Below are 19,447 nucleotides of genomic sequence, written 5' to 3'. Positions count from 1 at the left end.
ATTGGATGCTGAATAACATTTTCCGCCAGACTGCATAAAACAGCTCAAAAACGAGCATGCTGATACCTCTCAAGAATAAATAAATCCTAAGGGATTTTTGGTACCTTTATGCAGTTGTGACCAACATTGGCAGGTCTGATTGATTCAGTGAGTTGTTTGATCATCTCCTGATGATTTGCAGTTTCCATGAATTACCTTTAATGATCTATTGATGACGAACTCGATAGCCAGCGACAACAGCGCGAAGCATCAGATTGGAAAACAGGTGATTTACTGGCTGCCTCCGTATATCGTGTGGGTCAAAATTTGGTTGATTCACACCGCCATATGCTGAAAAACAAAAGTCGACTCCATTAATGGAGAATTGCTCAGCCAACTCACTCTTCATATTTTGTGGCCGGCCAAACGGGTACGCCAACCAGTATTCAGGACCTTTCTTGCCCAGTCTGTGAACTATATCCCGCGCTGCACTGTGGATCTCCTCCAGAGAATCCGCAACTTCTAATTGGCCCATGTCGACATGATTGACGGAATGATTGGCAATATGAAATCCCCAAGATGACATTTCAATCACCTGATTCCACGACAAAGCCGGAAGCCAACGCTTCAATCGCAAATCCATTGGGAATAATTTCACGGTTCCAACAATTCCAGTACAAATGAAAAATGTACAAGGTATTCCAGCATCTCTCAATATTTTCGCTGCTTGAAAATTATCTTCGTAGCCGTCATCGAAGGTAATTATAACGGCCGGCTTCCTACGAGGGGCATTCCGTCTAGCCAGAAACTCAGTCATATCGATCAATTCATAATTTCGCTTTAAGATAATTAAATGTTGGAAGAACTGTGACGGTTTGACCGTGACCGAGTCGATATTCATATTGCTGATGCGGTGGTAAAGCAGGATTGTCACATGACAAGTTCCGGATCTGGCCCGCCAGAAATCACGTATCTGCGCGTAAATATAGACATAACACCATAAGCTTATTGTCTTTAGTATCGATCTGATATGTTTACAAAATATTGACAGATTCATGTGTCGTTAAGTGCGCGTATCGGGCCTTCAACCGGAAAATATTCTAGGGGGTTCGTCTACTTTTTTGCCGCGCAATCCTGCGCTGATTGCATGTGCGATTAACCATGCAAGGCTAGGTTGCGGCAGTGTTGACCGCACGCCTGACCATATGCGACGCCAAGTAGAGTCCAAGTTGTGAGGTCCTTCTCGCGCCGCAATTTGATCCATATAGAGCTTGATCGCGAGCAAAGATTTCGCTGTATGTCCTTGAGATATATTGTCGGCGGCAAGGTGGATGTCCACAAAAAGTGTTGGCAGTTTGAAGTGCCGAAGGGTATCGCGGGCCTGCATATATGGTCCACCAACTCCGGCAAGTTCGACTGCAAGGTTTAGTCCGAGAATTTCAGGCATGAAGTGACGTGGAAAGCAAGAAACGCTCAACCAAAAGACTGGGATTTCAAATGATGAATCCAATAAGCGAGTCCACTGTATGAACTCTCTTGTCTCAATTGCGGGTAGTTTTATACCCATTTCGTGTAGCAGTTCGCGATAAACATTGGCATGATGCCGTGTCGCATTTCCTTCTCCCGTCTCCTCATATAATATCTGAAACAATATGCGACCATATTCCGAATGAATACAATTTTGAGTGAGCATGCCCTGTAGCCAAGCGCCATCTATAAGAATGAGAGGAGCAAGCTGTACCAAACTATTGATAAAAGCTTCCTTCGTTATCGATGGCTCCCCTTTGAGCGATTGATAGGCATTTACTTGTTTTCGATGCTGCGTACTTACCCAGTTTTCCAGAATCTCTGGACAATAGTGCTGGGACGGAATTGGCCGTATGCGACTGTTCAGTGCAGCCATCGAACGAGAGAATCTGTTGTACGCAAATTGCTCCGCATAAGGGAGTATCTCAGGGTATTGCTCAATGTTCAATAGGCAATGATAGATCTCACGGACGGAGCATTTTCTAAGATTTTCTTTACTACGTCGCACAAATTCTGACTTCAATTGCATCACGCCATCAGTGCTGCCATCCAACGACAGGTTATTGTTCGTACAACTAATTTCCGGGGCATCCGTTTCGTGTGTTTCGTTGACAGGTGATAGCGTGAGAATCCATGCAGAAATGGTTTCTAATTCTGTTGGAGAAAAAACCATATGCATGGGACCTCCCCATCTGACCAAGCTGGTGTAAAACAAGCTGTCTTCAGGTTTGCCTGGCACAATGAATTCGGACTTGGCCAATCTCTCCAGAATTTCAGCGGGTCTAAAGTTTTCAGAAGATAAAAGGGAGTCGATCTGCGCCCCGTCAATTAGTTTGTTGCCATGATACCCGATGGCATGCGGGGCCTTTTGGCAGAGTATCCTGATCATGTCTGTTTTGATTGCAGCAACGCAATTTGAGGTGCGACAATCAGTATTGCTTGCCCAATCCTGCCAGATATTGGTAATCAGCAGGGCGCCGACACAGATGCGGGAAAAAAATGTGTCGCGGTCTTTATTTGATTGCTCCGCCAGCGTTTTTATTGCCGCATCCAAAGCGAGTTCACAGTCCAACGTGACCCGGTCCCAATATTGAATACGAGTATCGTTCTTTGTTGAGGAATGACAGTGCCGCCCCTTCTGGACGAGGATAGGTCCGACGGCGTTTAGCCCAGAAAAGTGCCAGCCCAGATTTACTCCCAAAAGCTCCGCAAGATAAGTTCGTGGAAACTGCCCGATGCTTAGTAGAAATAATGGAACTTCAAAACTGGATTCTTCAAATAATGGATTATCTGCAAAGGAGCGAGAAGAGACATCAGGCAGAGTAAATGCCGATAGCCTATGTGCTTCGTGGTATTCACTAAAGAAATTATTTTCTTCGTAAAATTTCTGCTGCTGGTATTTGTAAATTTTGGCAAGCATTGCACCAGTAGGCGTTGCTGCCATTGGAGCGCGAAGGACATTCTGGAGCCAACATCCTACCAACAGTGCTGTCGGCGCGAATTGCGTCAAAGAATGTTTTACTGAAGATTGGCTAAGCTCTCCAATTGATTCATGCCACGGTGTTACATACATCGATCGAAACCTGTCAAGTATGGTTATGAGGTCAGGTAAGGATTGAGGCGTTTGTTCAATCCATTCGGATTCGGAAGCGTGAGCTAAAAATTCCTCTGCTTCCTCGATATGCTCAGTGATGATACTTCTCGCAATTGAGAGCGCTTCGGGATGTTCGTCGATATTGGTAAGCAGGTAAAAGCTTGAGCGGAGAGACACAAGTCGAGTCCGATGTCGCAACATTTCGATGGTTTCAGAAATGAAAGTTTTGAAACATTGACTTCAGGTTGGAAGGTAAATTCCAGTCGACAATTACGATGAACGACTAGAAAAATGGATAAATATCCGGATCTTTCTTTTTGGATTGGCGGCGAAACTTCGATTGTACTACCCTCAAGCACCGAGCAATAAACCCGGATTGATTCCGGTCCGCTGCATTTAGCTCGTGTTCCAACGATTCAGCAGCTTTTTTTGGCGTGTTTTTTTTTGTAGATTTCATTTTTATTCTCACCTTCTGCGATTTTTCTGGCTTACATTGTGCCGTGTGCTAAGCTAAGTATTAGCTATTCCACACACAAATATATTTCAGACTTGGTGCGTATGACCTGTCGGAGTATACTATATTCAAGTGGTTACCTGCAAAGTGGCTGTAAGAAGACTAAGTTTCCAGTTAGTGCCGACTCCCGAACCGCGCATGTTTCCCAGGCACCTTCTGAGTATAAGTACTTACGATACTCTTCGTAAGTGATATTGTATAATTGCTAGTTCCTCTCGCGTTTTTCATGGAATTATCTACAGTTTCGGAATGCATCAATGTTTCTTCTTAACGATTCCACTCATCGAATGTTGATGAGATTTGATCCTAAAATTGGCCACCGTTATGTTTCAAATATAGTCGCTCGAGTACCTCATGAGACTGGAGGCTATCTGGTTCGCACCAATTCCTCTGGCTTTCGATCAGACCTGGAATTTAAAGCGGAAAGAAGCTCTGTACCTAGAATATTGGTATTTGGGGACTCATTTACAGCTGGTGAAGGTTGTGCGGGTCAGCAGCGTTACCCGGAACTTTTAGGTCAGGCTTTAGGTGCCGAGGTGTATAACTATGGTGTGTCTGGGTCGGCGCCGGATCAGCATTTACTTTGTTTTCGCGAATTTGGTAGAGAAGTAGAAGCGGACCTGATTATCTGGGGAATACCGTTACACAATATCGAGCGGATTAAGCTAACTCACAGACCATCTAAGGACAGAATCTCGGAACAGATGGTCTTGGTACCTAAGCCGTACTTCACATTTGAGCAAGGCCGCCTTAAGGTACATCATGTGCCAGTTCCTAGACTACGTCCCGAGCCTTCACAAAGCGACAGTCACCAATACACTGAGTCTGTTAATGAGGCGCCGATTTTGGAGCGACTATTAAGGTTGTCGGGATTGGAAAGATATCGGGGTTTAGTACAGCACCTGTTACCTGGAATGAAAGAGCGTTTACGAGCATTGGCGTACCAGATTTCAAACACGCAACTTTATGAAGATTATCTTGATGAAAAGAGTGCTGGTTGGACACTTCTATCTGCTCTAATTAGGCAATTGAGGGCAGAGGTTCCAGACATACCGATTCTTGTGGTGCCATTACCGACATATCACTATTACATCGATCGATTAGCGCCAGTCCATGACGCCCTCTACAAGTCTTTGGAAGACCCTGCCGGAGGGCTCTTTGTTAGTGCTATCACGAATGCGTTACATGCTAACAAGACGCTTGCAGAACGGAAGGCGATTTGTTTTCCTGTGGACACGCATTACTCCCCATTTGGGCACCAAGAAATCGCGCGAATACTTGCTGCGGATATTCGGGAAAGGAAATTGTTGGGCGAGCATTCCATTACCGAACTACGAAACATAAGCGGAGTGGAGAAAAAAAAGTTCGCTGGCAAATTTGTACTTGGATTGGCATTTGGTAGCGCAGATGCATTCGCAGCCCTTGTGCTTGACGGTAAAATAATTGCATTCGCCAAGGAGAGTAGCTTTAAGCGCGGTATAAGCGAGCGAGGGTTTCCAAATCTGGCCGTTAATTACTGCCTTGAAGAGGCGCAGATTAGCCAAAACGATCTTTCGGCCATTGTTTATGGCTGTGAACTATCTTCGGATTTCAAGCTAGAGACAAAGAAACTCTTTTCAAACACCAGCAGGAGGGCGTGGATTAATAAAATGTCTGATTGGGTATCGCGTGAACTCAATGTCTATCCTGTAATTCGAGAACATCTCAAATATGATGGTCTAATGCTAGAGAGCGCGCGCTTTGCATCGCAATGTGCGAACGCATTTTACTCTTCACCATTCTCTAACGCCACAGTGATAAATTTTGGAGATGAATCAATAATAATCGCGCAGGGAGGCAAGACAGGGATAAAATTGCTTAAAGAATATTCTGCATCACACGCATTACAGACATTCAAATCGGCCATGGCGAATCTCATATCAGGCGAAAACACTGGCGCCAAGGAGCCACTATGGAGTCTGGCGCTGCGTGGCGACCCCGTTTTTGTGCAAAATATTTTCAGCAATTTATTGGAAATGAAGGACAACGGTTCGATCGAATTGAATCCCGACTATTTTTTCGATGCTTGGAATGAAAATGCAACTATGTCGCCATTGGAAAGATTTTTTGAGATGAAGAGCAGAAAATCCAAAAATGATGATAAGTTGAGAGCGAACCTGGCAAAATCCACGCAAATTGTGATTTCAAGTGTAATAGTACAAGTAGCAAAATATGCCCACGAGCTCTCAGGACTCCGGAACTTGTGCGTAGCTGGCCCGTTGGTCAACGATCCAGATGTCCCTAAGGCACTGGCGGAGGCCAATATGTTTGACAATATCTGGTATCAGCCATTTGATGGCAATGCAAGCTCAGCAGTAGGTGCTGCTCTTCTAGCGTCGTTTGAATACTTGGGTGTCAATCGAGCATCGAGTCTTTCTAGTGAGTTCAGTCGATCACCCGGGATATTAGGCCCAGAGTACTCAAATCAGGAGATTGAGGCATTTATAGATACCTTCGGTTACCCATCCAGGAAATATTGTGTTGAGGAGCGCACAAATCAATTGGCGGCGATGATTGCTGATGGAAAAGTGATAGGCCATTTTTCTGGACGTTTAGGTGTGAGTTCCGAATACGCTGGAGATAGACTCATCCTGGGGAGTTTGAAAACTGCGCAAAATCCCCTTCGCTTGTTATCCAACAACTGTCATCAATCAGATTGGGAATGGACGGTCGCAATTCCAAGTGGAAGCCCTTTCTCGAGCCACATGCAGTGTTGGGGTAAAGCAACGTTACCTCTTGCTGAATCGAAGTTGGAACTTGCGCCAAAAAAGCTGGGTAGCCAGAGTAATTATACCTCTGACGATAATACAACGCTTGAGGGAAATGCGGTATGGGGGCGAGTAATCCACGAGACAGCAAGTCCAAATATTTACGCTATTATCCGGCGTTTGGAGCTTCTCACTGATAGCGAGGTTGTCGCCACAGCCAATTTTGAATCATCTCAAGGTTGTACTGTATGTACGCCTTTTGATGCATACAGTACTTTTATGAAATATAACATAGATATCCTGGTCCTAGGGGAACACATCCTTCTGAAGGAAGATCAGCAGCCCTGGCCCCAGAAGCTAAAGACGATGACGCCTAAGGAACAATTTCATGAGACAGGTGCTGTGTCAAAAAAACTGGTTGATGGCCTAAACCAACTGTTCAGAAAAAAAATTATGCCCACTGTGTTCGAATCTCAAAAAACTAACTCAGCAGGCATGCCTTTGAGGATTAAGCAGCAATGGCAATCAGCGCAAGCGTGTGTTGAATCACCATCGAATAAATTGGTGTGTCAAGTGACTTCGGAATTAGAGCACAAGCATATCAGGGCGAAACTGCTGGCTAAGTTGCTCGCACGCAATATTGAACCTAGGTGTTCACGAGAGCTTTTCCAGGAAATAATTGCTGAGATTATTCGACTCAATAGGCAGTTTTACTAAAGACGATATTAGAAATAAGTGATATGTACAATTAAAGGCTGTAATTGTCAGTTTAGTCTCCATAATTCCTTTGAAAATTTCAACCCTTAGAATGACCGCTCCATGTGTTTTGGTTTTATCTGGCGGGAAGGAGTTCGATAGGTTCTTGCTCCCTTGATTAGTTTCCGGTGCATAGGGTCTATGAATATCCTCATTAACAAACCAGCAGGTAGGAAGAAAATGAAGAAAATGAGATACAGTATAATGTACATACTGATCCAGCCAATTGTTTTTGTAGACCACAACCAGACTGCATGTAATCGGCCGAGTGAGGCAGGAAAAAGAAGAGCAATTGCAGCCAGAAGGCACGATGTAATAAAAGGCCATTTCGGTGTCACCACTTCCAATATCCAGGGGACCAAGAACCCAAAAAAAAGCGCTAGGGTCCCTGCTAAGCCTAGTCCAAACTTACGAAGTTCTTTAACGTTCCGTTTCCTCTCTATTATATGCTCCAGTGGCGATTGCATTTTTAGTCCAACTCAAACACTTTCATCCAGGTTTCGTCCTTTGCCTTCTTAGGCTGCTTGGATTTTTCCAGCAGGAAATTCTCGATCACCAAGAAGTCTATTCCAGTTCGCATAAAGCAGCTGTATGCATCTTCGGGAGTACAAACTATGGGTTCGCCGCGCACATTAAATGATGTATTAATAAGAACACTACACCCCGTCTTTTCTTTGAAACAGGAGATCAATCGGTGAAAGCGCGGATTTGTATCGGAATGAACTGTTTGAATTCGAGCCGAGTAATCAACGTGCGTAACCGATGGGAGCGTCGATCTCAGAATTTTTAGTTTCTCGATGCCAATCAACTTTGATTGTGCTTCGGTCATTGGGATTTTAATTGCTTCGGCTATCGGTGCCACGATTAACATATAAGGCGATGACCTGTCTTGCTCAAAATATTGCTCGACATCTTCATTAAGTACCGATGGAGCAAATGGGCGAAATGATTCCCGATACTTGATTTTGAGATTCATGACCGACTGCATAGTGGCCGAGCGAGGGTCGCCGATGATTGAGCGCGCGCCTAGAGCGCGGGGACCAAATTCCATTCTACCTTGAAACCAACCTACCACCTGCTCGTCAGCGAGTATGTTGGCCAAGATGGGCATCAAGTCAATATCCTCCAGTTCTTGGTAGACAGCCCCCTGGTGGTCCAATCGTTCACGAATTTCATTTCTCGAGAACATGGGTCCCAAAAATGCGCCTTTCATGCTATCTTTGCATTTCACCGTGCGATCCGCATTATGTCGACTATGCCACGATGCCAGCGCGGCACCGATTGCACCGCCCGCGTCACCCGCAGCAGGATGAATCCAGATATCTTCGAAGATTCCAGATTGCAATAGTTTTCCATTCACAACGGAATTCAAGGCCACACCTCCGGCTAGGCATAAAAATTCACAATCAGTTTCTATGCGGATGGTTTTTGCCAGTCGTAATACTATTTCTTCTGTCACTCTTTGAACTGAAGCCGCCAGATCCATCACGTGTTGAGTGAGCTCTCCTTCGGGTTTGCGGCGTGGAGCACCAAATAGTTGGTCGAACTTTTTATCGGTCATAGTCAAGCCGGTGCAAAAATTGAAATATTCCATGTTCAGCCTAAAACTACCGTCATCCTTGAGATCGATAAGATGATCCAAAATTAAATCGACGTATTTTGGCTCGCCATAAGGGGCTAATCCCATCAGTTTGTATTCGCCGGAGTTAACCTTGAAACCTGTGTAATAAGTAAATGCAGAGTAAAGAAGGCCCAACGAGTGCGGGAAGTCGAGTTCCCAAAGCGGTGTGAGAGAGTTACCTTCACCGAGCCATGCAGTGGTCGTTGCCCATTCGCCCGCGCCATCCATGCATAATACTGCAGCTTTCTCAAATGGGCTTGGATAAAATGCTGAAGCTGCGTGAGATTGATGGTGTTTAGTGAAAAGTAGGGTGGGCAATTGTTTTCTATCAAGATTGGCGAATGTTGCTAGTTCTCTCTTAAGAGTGTTTTTTAGATTAAGCTTTCCATTAAGCCACATTGGCATTGCCGTCATGAATGAATGTAATCCCTGTGGTGCATAAGAAAGATAAGTAGCCAAAATTCGTGCAAACTTGAGCAGAGGTTTATCATAGAAGACGACTTCATCGATATGGCTCATGGCCAATCCAGCTTCAGCTAAGCAGTAGTTGATAGCGTTTTTAGGAAATGCAGAGTCATGTTTCTTTCTTGTGAAGCGTTCTTCTTGTGCAGCTGCCACAATTTCGCCATTCACAATAATTGCAGCGGCACTATCATGGTAATAGGCAGACAAACCCAGGATGGTTTTCGCGAGTTTCATGGTGGACAATCTCTGTAATGGTCAACTAAAATCAGACAGAATTTTAAGCAGTTTTTCTATAAAGTACACGTTTAAATTCCAAGGGTGATGGGTAATCTAATTTTGAGCGTGTGCATTTTTCATTATAAAAAGCCGGATAGTCAATGCGGTGGTTCGATAAGTTTCATCGGATGATTGAAATTGCCATGTACACTGACAGGCTCACCAAAAGCGGCAATATCAAATTGGTAAAGCGCTAAAATTTTCTAGTGTTGATAAAATTTGGATAGGTGTTTGGAAATTTTTAGGTCAAGATCTTTTTTCCAGCCATCGGGCATGATTTGCTCAACCTTTTCCAGCATTCTTATCGTATCGTTCAGTTCATCTTCGTTTCTTGACAACTGCCGTGTCGTGGATAGCCATAAATAGGCCTTAGCCAGGTTTTCGGCAGTTGGCATTTGTGTTTCTTCCGATACTGGTGCATTGAAATAAAGTTGAGCCGTTGGAAAATAGGCGGGTAAAAATCCCTGACTCGCGGCTGATTCAAACCAGTATAGTGCGCGTGCAAGATCGTTGAGGTAATTTAGGTTGATCACGCCCAACTGGTGAAATGCTTCCAAAGCGCCTTTTTCTGCAGCGTAACCAAACCAGACCTCAGCCTGGTGTGGATCGTGAATCGCCTCATTGCCTTGCAGAAAAAAATAGCCCATTCTTAACTGGGCGGGAATCGAACCGGCGGAAGCAGCCTGTTGGCAGTATTTTAGTGCGCGTTGTGGGTCTTTAGGCACGCCTTTGCCCTGCATTGTTAACTCGGCCATGGAACACAAGGAGATGAGATGTCCCTGATCGGCTGCTTCCCGATACCACTTCATGGCTGCGACATAATCGACAGGTTGATGTGTACCATTTTGCAGGCATTCGGCATAAAAATGACTGGCGGTTGGAATGCCGCCGTTGGCTGCTTTTTCAAACCAGTGACAGGCCGTTTTTTGATCAATTGCCACTCCCCATCCATTCTGGTGGAAAAGACCCAAGCTAAACTGCGCCAAATGATCTTGTTGTTGCTCTGCCAGCAAATGAAAGGCTTCATAGGCTTCCTGGTATTTGCCAGCTGTTAGCCATTGCTGCGCTTCGGCTATATCTTTGCGGGTATCGATTATTTGCTGAGCGCACAAACCCGAAGTTGCTAATAATCCAACGGAAAAAAGTGCTAAAAATTTTAAAATTTTACATATGATTTCAGAACAATGCATTTTATTCTATGAATCCAATACCGCATTAGAAACAGGCTGCCGGAGTTTTTTCCGGCGGCCTGTTTGGATTATAAAGAAAAAAGGATTAGTTGCGTGACGGGAAAATGCCCTGAAGCGCGATAATCCAGTTCATTGCAATAAATGGCGAGCGGTTTTCATGGCTTTGTCCACCGCCAAATGAATTAATTGTAACGGTTGCTGGATTCATGTCGACATTCGGTGCAGAGCTCGAGTAAATATTCTGACGGCTGAGCACGGCCCAGGTATTGCTGGTCGGGTCGGAACTGCTGCCGTCCCCACTTTGTGCATGAACAGTTGCCGTTGGTGTGATAACCGGAAGTTGAGCTTGATTGAGTGTAACCGTTTCAAGTCCACCCTGTTGTCCGAGAGGATAATTGGTTAATCCAGGCCCATGTCCTGCGCCGATGACAGAACGGCCCCTTGTGTCCGGCAAGGCAAATGTTGTCCTGCCGTCGCCGCCGTAAGTTGTGCCCAGAATCGAAAATAGCGCTTGGTTTTCGGATATGGGTATTTGCTGGCCATTCGCCAGAGCCCAACCACGAGGTGCGAAATTACCGGCAAAAACACACATGCCGCCCAGCATGGGCTCAGTGCCAGCACAGGCCTGAGCTTTGTTGCTGGCTATGACTCCGAAGATGAATGAAACAGCAATTGCAATGGATAAAACAGTACGGCGGATAGGATATACCATGATAACTCCTGTCTTAGTTATGCACAAAATTGATTCTAAGCGTGTACTCAATCAAATGAATAGAGTAACTTGATATATCCAAAAAAACTGGCATGGCAGCATGCCAGATTATTCAGGATATAACGCCCAGGCTTTCATTCTGCGCCAAAATGTAAATCCAAGCAAGACTGTGTTCATCAAAACTGGAATGCCGGGTCCAGGCGCCAGTGTTGGCGGTTTGCGGGGATCCTCACCAGTCTGGGCTGAGATAATGAGCGGATTCAACTGCGCAGGCTATTTGCAGGAAAATTAACCCAAGCCAGACCATAAAGTATCAGCGCCAGCAATATGACAGCATTAAAACCGATTGAGATTGCGAGCAATGTGGCCAGTACTGCGCTGACAACCGAAGCGCATCCGTTAATTCCCCAAGCCCACGGGATCATGCCCGGTGCGATTTTACTCAATTTTGCCAGCGCCAGCGGAAAAGGCATGCCCATAAAAAAAGCCAGCGGGGCGATTAGTAGTATTGTCAACGGAATTTTGAGCATGATTGCGGATGACATGAAATAACCAAAAATTTTCGGTAACAACAGCATATACAGCATACCGAATAAGAGTATTCCCGTTATCGAAAAAGTGATGGCAAACCGGGATTTGTCTGAATTCAATAGTTGTCTGGAAAAACCGCTGCCGAGACCCGCAAAAATAAGAAAAGCCGTCAATACCAAAGCGACCGCGTAAAGTGGGTGGTGGAGGAACAGAATAAATTTCTGAATAAACGCAATTTCGATAAACAAAAACGCCAGTCCGATTGCCGAAAAATACATGACCGTCCGGATTTTGCTGACTGTGTTTTCTGGGTGTGTATCTTTTGCAATGAAGCGCAATGGCAGCAAAATCAGAATAATGCTTGCAACGATTGCCTGAACAAGCGTAGCGACCAGTACCAGATAGCCGCCTTCCAGCAGTGACACCCCCCCGCTTTCCCGAAGCGAGAATATTTCCGGTAGTACAGACCATTTAAAAAAATGGAAAAAGTAGGGGCGGTCATCGGTGGCAGGGTGTAATACAAACTTATAGCGTTCGAAAAAAGCTTCGCGCGCATCGCCGAGTATGGCTTTTGCAGCCAGATAAAAATAAGAATCTGCCAGACGGTTGAATCGGTTGGTTTCTTCCGGATGAATGCCGGGGTACCAGTCAATATCAAAGGAACGTGCATGAGCAAATGTTTTAAGCGCCTCTATTTCGTCTGGGACAATCGGGTTGTTTTTTATCAATAACGTGCCGGTTTGCCAGCTGCGCAGAAACATGAGCCGCTCACCTGGATTTTCTACACCGGATTTTTTTAACGCATCAACTGCTGTTGCAAATAGTTTGAGACTGTCACGTGGCGGCAGCTTAATCCAGCGTGTAATGACCAGAAAGCCGTCGGGTTCCAGTCTTTTCAGCATGTCCTGCAGCGCTTCAACGGTATACAGATAGCTTTCATTCAATGCGAACAAACCAGCCGAAGATGCTGCAAATGAATCCAGCAACGCGATTTCGATCAGGTCATATTGTGTGCCTGAATCGCTTACAAATCCGCGGGCTTCTCCCTGATAAAGACGTATATTTTCAGTGTTCAGCAGATTGCCTGTGAAGTCGACATAATCGTTGCGTAGCAGGTTGATGAGCTGCGGATTCAGTTCCACCGCATCAATGCGGGGTACTGCATGATAGCGCGCCTGCAAAATACTGCTGCCACCGCCTGCCCCGAGCACCAGAACATGTGCGGGCTGAAAAAGGTGGTAGGGTGCTGCCGAAGTGATTTGATCGAGGTAGGTGTAATCAGCCGGGTTGCCGGTTTCCCGGGTAATGGCCGTCATGCCGCCGCCATCGGTAAAAACGCCAATTTGCTCGGGTGGCTCGCCAGTGGCGTTCAAACTTAATCCGGGCGCATGACGCAGGGGTATGGTGTGGCTTTGTATGACCGAGAGCAGTCCCAATGGACTGGAATGCTCGCTAACAACTTCCGTGCCCTGGATACGCAGCATTTGCGTCAATTCTTTGTAGGGGGACAGCTGTAATTCAATGTGATGATCAACGGCGGCCATTGCGATACCTGTCAGCATCAATGCGGCAACAATCCGGCTGCGTGCTTTAATCTTTAATTCCCATGCGCCCAAGGCGGTGGCTGCCAGCCCCATCAAGCCGATGAACAGCAAAGCCTGCAGGGGCATGGCAACAAAGAGCAACAGAATGATGCCCAGACAGCCCAGTCCGGCGCCAAACAAATCAAAAGCATAAATACCTGCGACACGCCGATGGTAACTGGTCAAGGTCAGCGCAATGGCATTGGCGGCAAAGAAAAAGGGCAGTGCAAGCAATAGATAAATTCCGAACAATTGCAACGATTGCTGCTTATCCCAAAGAATTTCATCCGGGTTGAACGGTACGGATTGTGCTGCAAGAAAGCAACCCATGCTGCTTATTGCAAACAGCGTGGTGTTGGTGAGAAAAAAAACCGAAAATCGTTTTGTGAAAGCTTTCTGGAAGATGGAAATAAAGGTGCCGCTGGCGCCAAAACCGAGCAACGCCAGACTGATAATCATATATGCAAAGTGATGCCACTGAATAATGGAAAACAGTCGCATGAGCAATATTTCATACGCCAGCATTGCAGACGACAGCACTGCGATTGTGAAAAACGGTGGTCGTGATTCCATTGAAATGAACTAATGTTTTCCAGTGAGCGGCACAAATGCAACAGGCAGTAATTGCCGTGTACTGACTTCGCCGTGTTTTGATTTTTCGATCAACAACAATTCCTGAATTGCGAACCGTGAACCAACGGGAATCAGCATCCGTCCACCTGGTTTGAGTTGATTGATCAAGGGTGGCGGGATATGGCTGGCAGCCGCCGTTACCATAATGGCATCGAAGGGCGCGTGTTCTTCCCAGCCATAATAGCCATCACCAATTTTGAGTTCAATATTATCGTAACCGAGTTGTTCCAGACGGGTTCTTGCCTGCTCGCCAAGCGGGGCTATGATTTCTATGCTGTATGCCTTTTTAACCAGTTCGGCGAGTACGGCAATCTGGTAACCTGAGCCGGTACCGATTTCCAGGACACGATCATTTTTTCCGACTTTCAATAAGTTGGTCATAATGGCCACAATGTAAGGCTGCGAGATCGTTTGACCATGGCCGATTGGTAATGGCCTGTTTTCATAGGCGACATGTCGTAATCCTTTCGGCACGAATTCGTGGCGCGGTACCTTGCCCAGGGCCTTAATGACATTTTCGTCCAGGTCGTCTTTTTCCAGATTGCCGTAACCTACACGTACATCCGCTTCGATTGCTTGAATCATTCCTGTTCTTTTAATCGTATAAAGATCTTCGGCTATGACCGGGCTAACGATAAAAACTGAAAACAAACAAGTCATTCTTGCCAGAAATGACGGGTAGGGTAAAAAAAGATATTGATTCATGTTGACCCTCGAGTTTTTTGAAATCTTTTCATTGATGTATGGCCGTATTGATTGAATTCAATTCGGGGTTGTGTTGTAGAATGGCTTGGCGTTGTTGAACGTTTAATTAAACTCTGGTAATTTGAATGAATCTGATGTTTTGTAAAAATTCATCGATAGAAGAATGCTTTGGTGTCACCCAGTACTGACGTTATTGGGTCAAGATAATCGCATTTATATCAACATTTGAAAAATCAAAACTAAATATTTTGCTTCTATCGCAGCTAAGGGCTTGCGATACGCACAAAAACTGTTATGAGAAAACTACTGATCATTCTGGCGTTTATTCTTCCCAGTACTGCTGTGCTAGCTGAATGGACCCAAATCGGCGAAAGTGATGATAATGGGGGGTACACCGTCTATGCTGATTTAACATCGGTGCAGAAAGCAGGCGGTCGGGTCAGGATGTGGGTTTTGTATGATTATCATACTGAACAAAAAGCTTCCGGAACCCAATTTTTGTCTAAAAAAATTCGGCGTAACTATAACTGTAAAGAAGCAGGGATAAGAACATTGACATTTTCTTTATACAGCTGGAACATGGAAAAAGGGGACTTGCTTCGCTCCTACAATCAGCCGCAACGGTGGGAGAGAGTGCAGCCGGAGAGTATGGATGAAATTGAGTGGAAAGTGGCCTGCGATGAAGAGAATTAACTAGAAAATTATATCCGTTGCTGGATCTTAACGCGAATTGTTATGAATTGAACGCGCCTACGGTTTTAGATGCAGTTTTCTGCGGCTAGGAGAGCATCTGTAGTGCGGATTGACGGCTAACTCTGCATTGTTACAATTCTTTGTTGTTTGCAGAAAACGGCTTCTGGCATGGCAAAGATATGCCGTGTCAACCTGTTTTGTTCTTGCCTTGATTGATTTAAAGCGCTTAATTTTAGAGTTCACTGATTTTTGATCGAATAACCTTTGCCGAATCGAAGCAATCCATCAAAAAACAACTGGATATCCGATGTCCGATCAGATATTCTTTAGGCTATAAAAAGCATCATCCGGTTTAGCGAGTAGAGGAGTTGAAATGGAAATGCTCGAAATCATTATTGCAATTTTCCTGATTTATGCGTTGTTTTCCAGCCTCGTTAGTGGTGTCAACGAACTGATCGTTCAAATACTTGCAATGCGTGGAAGGATTTTATTCGAAGGTATACTCATGATGCTCGGAGAGTTACCTGATGAATCCGGAACCGGTGTTAAAAAGTGGTTCAAAAAAGCGCAGCGTAAACTTGGATTTGGAGCGATTTCCGAAGCGCAATTAACACATTCTTTATACAAACATCCGTTAATCAATACGTTATCACCGCCGGGCAGTTCAAGGCCATCCTATATTTCACCTTCGACCTTCTCCACGGCGCTGGTGCAAGTTTTATCCAGCAATGGTTCTCCAGAGTCACTGCGCCAAAAGTTGTCCGACCGGACTTTACCGCTGGGGCAATTGCTCGGTCCTATGCTCGACGAGGCGAATGATGATCTGGAAAAGTTCAAATCCAAGGTTGAAAACCATTTTAATGCGGTTATGGACAGGGTGGGTGGCTGGTATAAACGCCGAACCCAGATGATTATGTTTATACTCGGATTATTGCTTGCTGCTTTGTTTAATGTTGATTCAATCTATATTGCACAGCAATTGCAAAGAAATCCCGCGCAGGTTGATGAACTCGTGCAAGTTGCAGAAAAACTTTCTTACAAGGCGAATGAATTTGAAATGAGAAGGACGCAAGCCATTGATCAAATGAGTACAACCCAGAAAGTGAATGCCGATGACTCAAGTAAAACCATAGAGGATGAATTTTTACAGGAAGTTAAATCAATTAATCTTAAAATTGATGAATTTAGACACTTGGGGCTACCAATCGGCTGGAACATCTCTGAGCAATCAAGTTCGCTATTACTACTACAGCAAGATACACGTTTCTTCTTGCTCGGCTGGCTTTTGACGGCATTAGCCGGAACACTTGGTGCGCCATTCTGGTTTGACGCTATTTCAAAACTATTTACGATACGTGGATCAGGTAAAAGACCGGAGTAAGTGACGATGGCAAAATTTCCCGTAACAGAGTGAATGTCTTAGCATGGTCAGATACACAATTAGCGTTGGGAAGAGACGGATTGTTCGCACTGAGGACAAGATCGCATACTAAAAGAAAACGCTCTAGCCCCCTGTATTTGGGTGGAATCAAAATCGGTTTGTTCACAATTTATTATAAAAAAACAAAAAATGATTTTATTGAAATGGTTTGTCCACAAAATCTGTGGATAACTTTGTGGACAGGATGTAAATTCTGTCATTAACTTACCCGTTCATAACGGTTTTTTTTAATCCGATTAATTTTTGCACTATTTATTTATTGATATAAATCAATGATTTATTATAAATGCCAGTATTTATCGGTGTTTGCGGTAAATCATGAAAGTAAATCATAAAAAATGTGGATTCTTTGCAATTGTCAAGTCATTTTTGCAGTGAAATGACTTTTTTTATGCTCCCGACCCACAAAAAATTTCAACAAAGAAGTGAAAAAAACGGGGTAAATTACTGTTGTTTATCGTTTTATATTTGACATAATTGTGACGACAAGATGACAAAAATTTTTTCCTCTGATCCATTTTAATCAATCGATTTTCTTAAACTTAACTGGTTGATCTATTAGAATAGCTGTTTTTTTCGTTTTACCTATCCAATGCTGAATATCCGATCGCTGACTTATCTTCAGGGGGGCGCGCCATTGCTGCAAAACTGTGATCTACAGATTTTTGCGGGACAGCATGTCGGGCTGGTTGGCAAGAATGGGTGCGGAAAATCAACGCTGTTCCGTTTGATACGCGGGGAGATCAAACCGGATGCCGGGGAAGTGGACTTTCAGGCGGGTAAAACCATTGCCTTTGTCGAACAGGAAATCGCCAGTTCAAATCAGCCAGCGATCGCGTTTGTTCTTGATGGCGATGTGGAATTGCGCCGTCTGGAAACACTACTGGCGCGGGAAACGCATGATGCGGTCTGGTTTGAAGCGCAACAGCGCTATGAAGCAATAGATGGTTACGGCGCACAGGCGCGGGCGGCGCAATTGTTGAATGGGCTTGGGTTTGGCAGCGATATCATGCATAAACCGGTCCATGAATTTTCCGGCGGCTGGCGCATGCGTTTGAATCTGGCGCGCGCCTTAATGCATCGCGCAGATTTGTTATTACTCGATGAACCGACCAATCATCTGGATCTGGAAGCGATACTCTGGTTGGAACAGTACCTGATGCGTTATCCGGGTAGCTTTATCGTCGTTTCGCACGATCGCGAATTTTTGAATGCCTGCGTTGACCGCATCGCTTATATCCATAACCGGCAGATCGATTCCTATACCGGTAATTATGATGATTTCGAGCGAGCACGTTCCGAGCGCTGGCAACAACAGACTCAGGCCTATCAGCAACAGCAGAAGCAGATTGCGCATATGGAGGATTTCATCCGCCGCTTTCGCGCCAAGGCGACCAAGGCGAAACAGGCGCAAAGCCGGATCAAGGCGCTGGAGCGGTTAACCCGTATAACGCCGGCGCATATTGAGAATGGTCATTTTGCTTTGCAGATTGACGCGCCCGAACGCAGTCCGGATGTGTTGCTACGGGTTAATCATGTCAGTATTGGTTACACAGGCAAGCCGCTGCTGGAGAAAGTTCAGCTGATTTTACAAGCGGGCGCGCGGATAGCACTACTGGGGCCAAACGGCGCTGGAAAATCCACGCTGATCAAGTTACTCGCCGGTGAAATCATCCCTGTTCACGGTACAGTAGAATTGTCGCCAAATATCAGTATCGGTTATTTTGCACAGCATCAGCTGGATAATCTGGATGCCCGTTCAACGCCGCTTCAGCACCTTCAGCAGTTGGCGCCAAAAAGGACCGAACTGGAATTACGCAGTTTTCTGGGGCGTTTTGGGCTGGGTGGCGATGCCGAAAACCGACCGGTGGGGACTTTCTCGGGTGGTGAAAAAAGCCGTCTGGCGTTAGCGTTGCTCGCGTGGAAAAAACCGGATTTACTGTTGTTGGACGAACCGACCAATCATCTGGATCTGGATATGCGTGATGCGTTGACGCTAGCGCTGGAAGCGTATACCGGTGCAGTGGTGCTGGTTTCACACGACCGCAGCCTGGTGCGCGCCGTTGCAGATGAATTATGGCTTGTTGCCGATGGTCAGGCGCGGTTGTTTGAAGGTGATCTGGAAGACTATAAAAAATGGATCGATAAACGGCGTGCAGCCGAAAAACCGCAATTGCAAACGGCTGCGGCAAAAACCAAACACAAACCGCTCGTGCGGCCCAACAGGAAAGCATTGCTGTCCAAACAGTCAAAACTTGAAGCAGCACTCAATGTTGCCCAGAAAGAACTCGCCGAAGCAAGCCGGCAACTCGCCGACCCGGCAACCTATGCGCAGCGTACGCGCGAAGAGATTGATCAATTAGGTGTCGTGCATGCCGAACTGGAAAAGAAAGTCGCTGAATTGGAAGAAAGCTGGCTCGAGCTTGAAATGGCTCTGGACGAGTAGGGCGCTACCAGTCACGTTCCAATAACTAAATTGT

Annotated in this window: 11 protein-coding genes; 4 read left to right on the top strand and 7 right to left on the bottom strand. The window is 45.4% G+C overall.

What is annotated here, in order from left to right; translation table 11 throughout:
* Positions 1-205: 205 nt before the first annotated feature.
* Together MRK00_16205 and MRK00_16200 are read right to left on the bottom strand one after the other, a co-directional pair.
* The gene (locus MRK00_16205; protein ID MDR4518914.1) at positions 206-913 is read right to left on the bottom strand and encodes a polysaccharide deacetylase family protein; all 708 of its coding nucleotides are present in this window, start codon (positions 911-913) and stop codon (positions 206-208) included.
* Positions 914-1,063: 150 nt separating this feature from the next.
* Positions 1,064-3,277, bottom strand: a complete 2,214-nt coding sequence (locus MRK00_16200) for an iron-containing redox enzyme family protein (GenBank protein ID MDR4518913.1) — start codon at positions 3,275-3,277, stop codon at positions 1,064-1,066.
* A gap of 594 nt (positions 3,278-3,871) precedes the next feature.
* Here MRK00_16200 and MRK00_16195 point away from each other — a divergent pair.
* Positions 3,872-7,078 (top strand): hypothetical protein, encoded by a 3,207-nt coding sequence (locus MRK00_16195; GenBank protein ID MDR4518912.1) that lies wholly within the window; start codon positions 3,872-3,874, stop codon positions 7,076-7,078.
* A 508-nt stretch (positions 7,079-7,586) separates the two neighbouring features.
* Here the strand turns inward: MRK00_16195 and MRK00_16190 are convergent.
* From MRK00_16190 to MRK00_16170, 5 genes are all read right to left on the bottom strand, one after another.
* A complete protein-coding gene (locus tag MRK00_16190) occupies positions 7,587-9,437 on the bottom strand; it encodes a carbamoyltransferase (protein ID MDR4518911.1) in 1,851 nt (616 codons plus the stop codon).
* 245 nt (positions 9,438-9,682) lie between these two features.
* Positions 9,683-10,591 carry a sel1 repeat family protein gene (locus MRK00_16185; GenBank protein MDR4518910.1) on the bottom strand — a complete coding sequence of 303 codons (909 nt, stop codon included), beginning with the start codon at positions 10,589-10,591 and terminating at the stop codon, positions 9,683-9,685.
* 163 nt (positions 10,592-10,754) lie between these two features.
* Positions 10,755-11,381, bottom strand: coding sequence for a tail fiber protein (locus MRK00_16180; protein MDR4518909.1), 627 nt, complete (start codon positions 11,379-11,381; stop codon positions 10,755-10,757).
* Positions 11,382-11,641: 260 nt separating this feature from the next.
* Entirely contained in the window at positions 11,642-14,068 is a 2,427-nt protein-coding gene (locus MRK00_16175; protein ID MDR4518908.1) for an SAM-dependent methyltransferase, read from the bottom strand.
* A gap of 9 nt (positions 14,069-14,077) precedes the next feature.
* A complete protein-coding gene (locus tag MRK00_16170) occupies positions 14,078-14,833 on the bottom strand; it encodes a protein-L-isoaspartate(D-aspartate) O-methyltransferase (GenBank protein ID MDR4518907.1) in 756 nt (251 codons plus the stop codon).
* Between the two features lie 294 nt (positions 14,834-15,127).
* Between MRK00_16170 and MRK00_16165 the strand changes: the two genes are divergently transcribed.
* The 3 genes from MRK00_16165 to MRK00_16155 all read left to right on the top strand — a co-directional run bounded on the left by MRK00_16165 (position 15,128) and on the right by MRK00_16155 (position 19,413).
* Complete coding sequence (locus MRK00_16165) at positions 15,128-15,526, top strand: hypothetical protein (GenBank protein MDR4518906.1); 399 nt, start codon at positions 15,128-15,130, stop codon at positions 15,524-15,526.
* A gap of 373 nt (positions 15,527-15,899) precedes the next feature.
* Positions 15,900-16,907 carry a hypothetical protein gene (locus MRK00_16160; protein MDR4518905.1) on the top strand — a complete coding sequence of 336 codons (1,008 nt, stop codon included), beginning with the start codon at positions 15,900-15,902 and terminating at the stop codon, positions 16,905-16,907.
* 652 nt (positions 16,908-17,559) lie between these two features.
* Positions 17,560-19,413 (top strand): ATP-binding cassette domain-containing protein, encoded by a 1,854-nt coding sequence (locus MRK00_16155; protein MDR4518904.1) that lies wholly within the window; start codon positions 17,560-17,562, stop codon positions 19,411-19,413.
* The last annotated feature ends 34 nt before the right edge of the window (positions 19,414-19,447 follow it).

This window comes from Nitrosomonas sp. (assembly GCA_031316255.1).
GTDB lineage: Bacteria > Pseudomonadota > Gammaproteobacteria > Burkholderiales > Nitrosomonadaceae > Nitrosomonas.
This window is presented reverse-complemented; position numbering and strand designations above follow the sequence as displayed.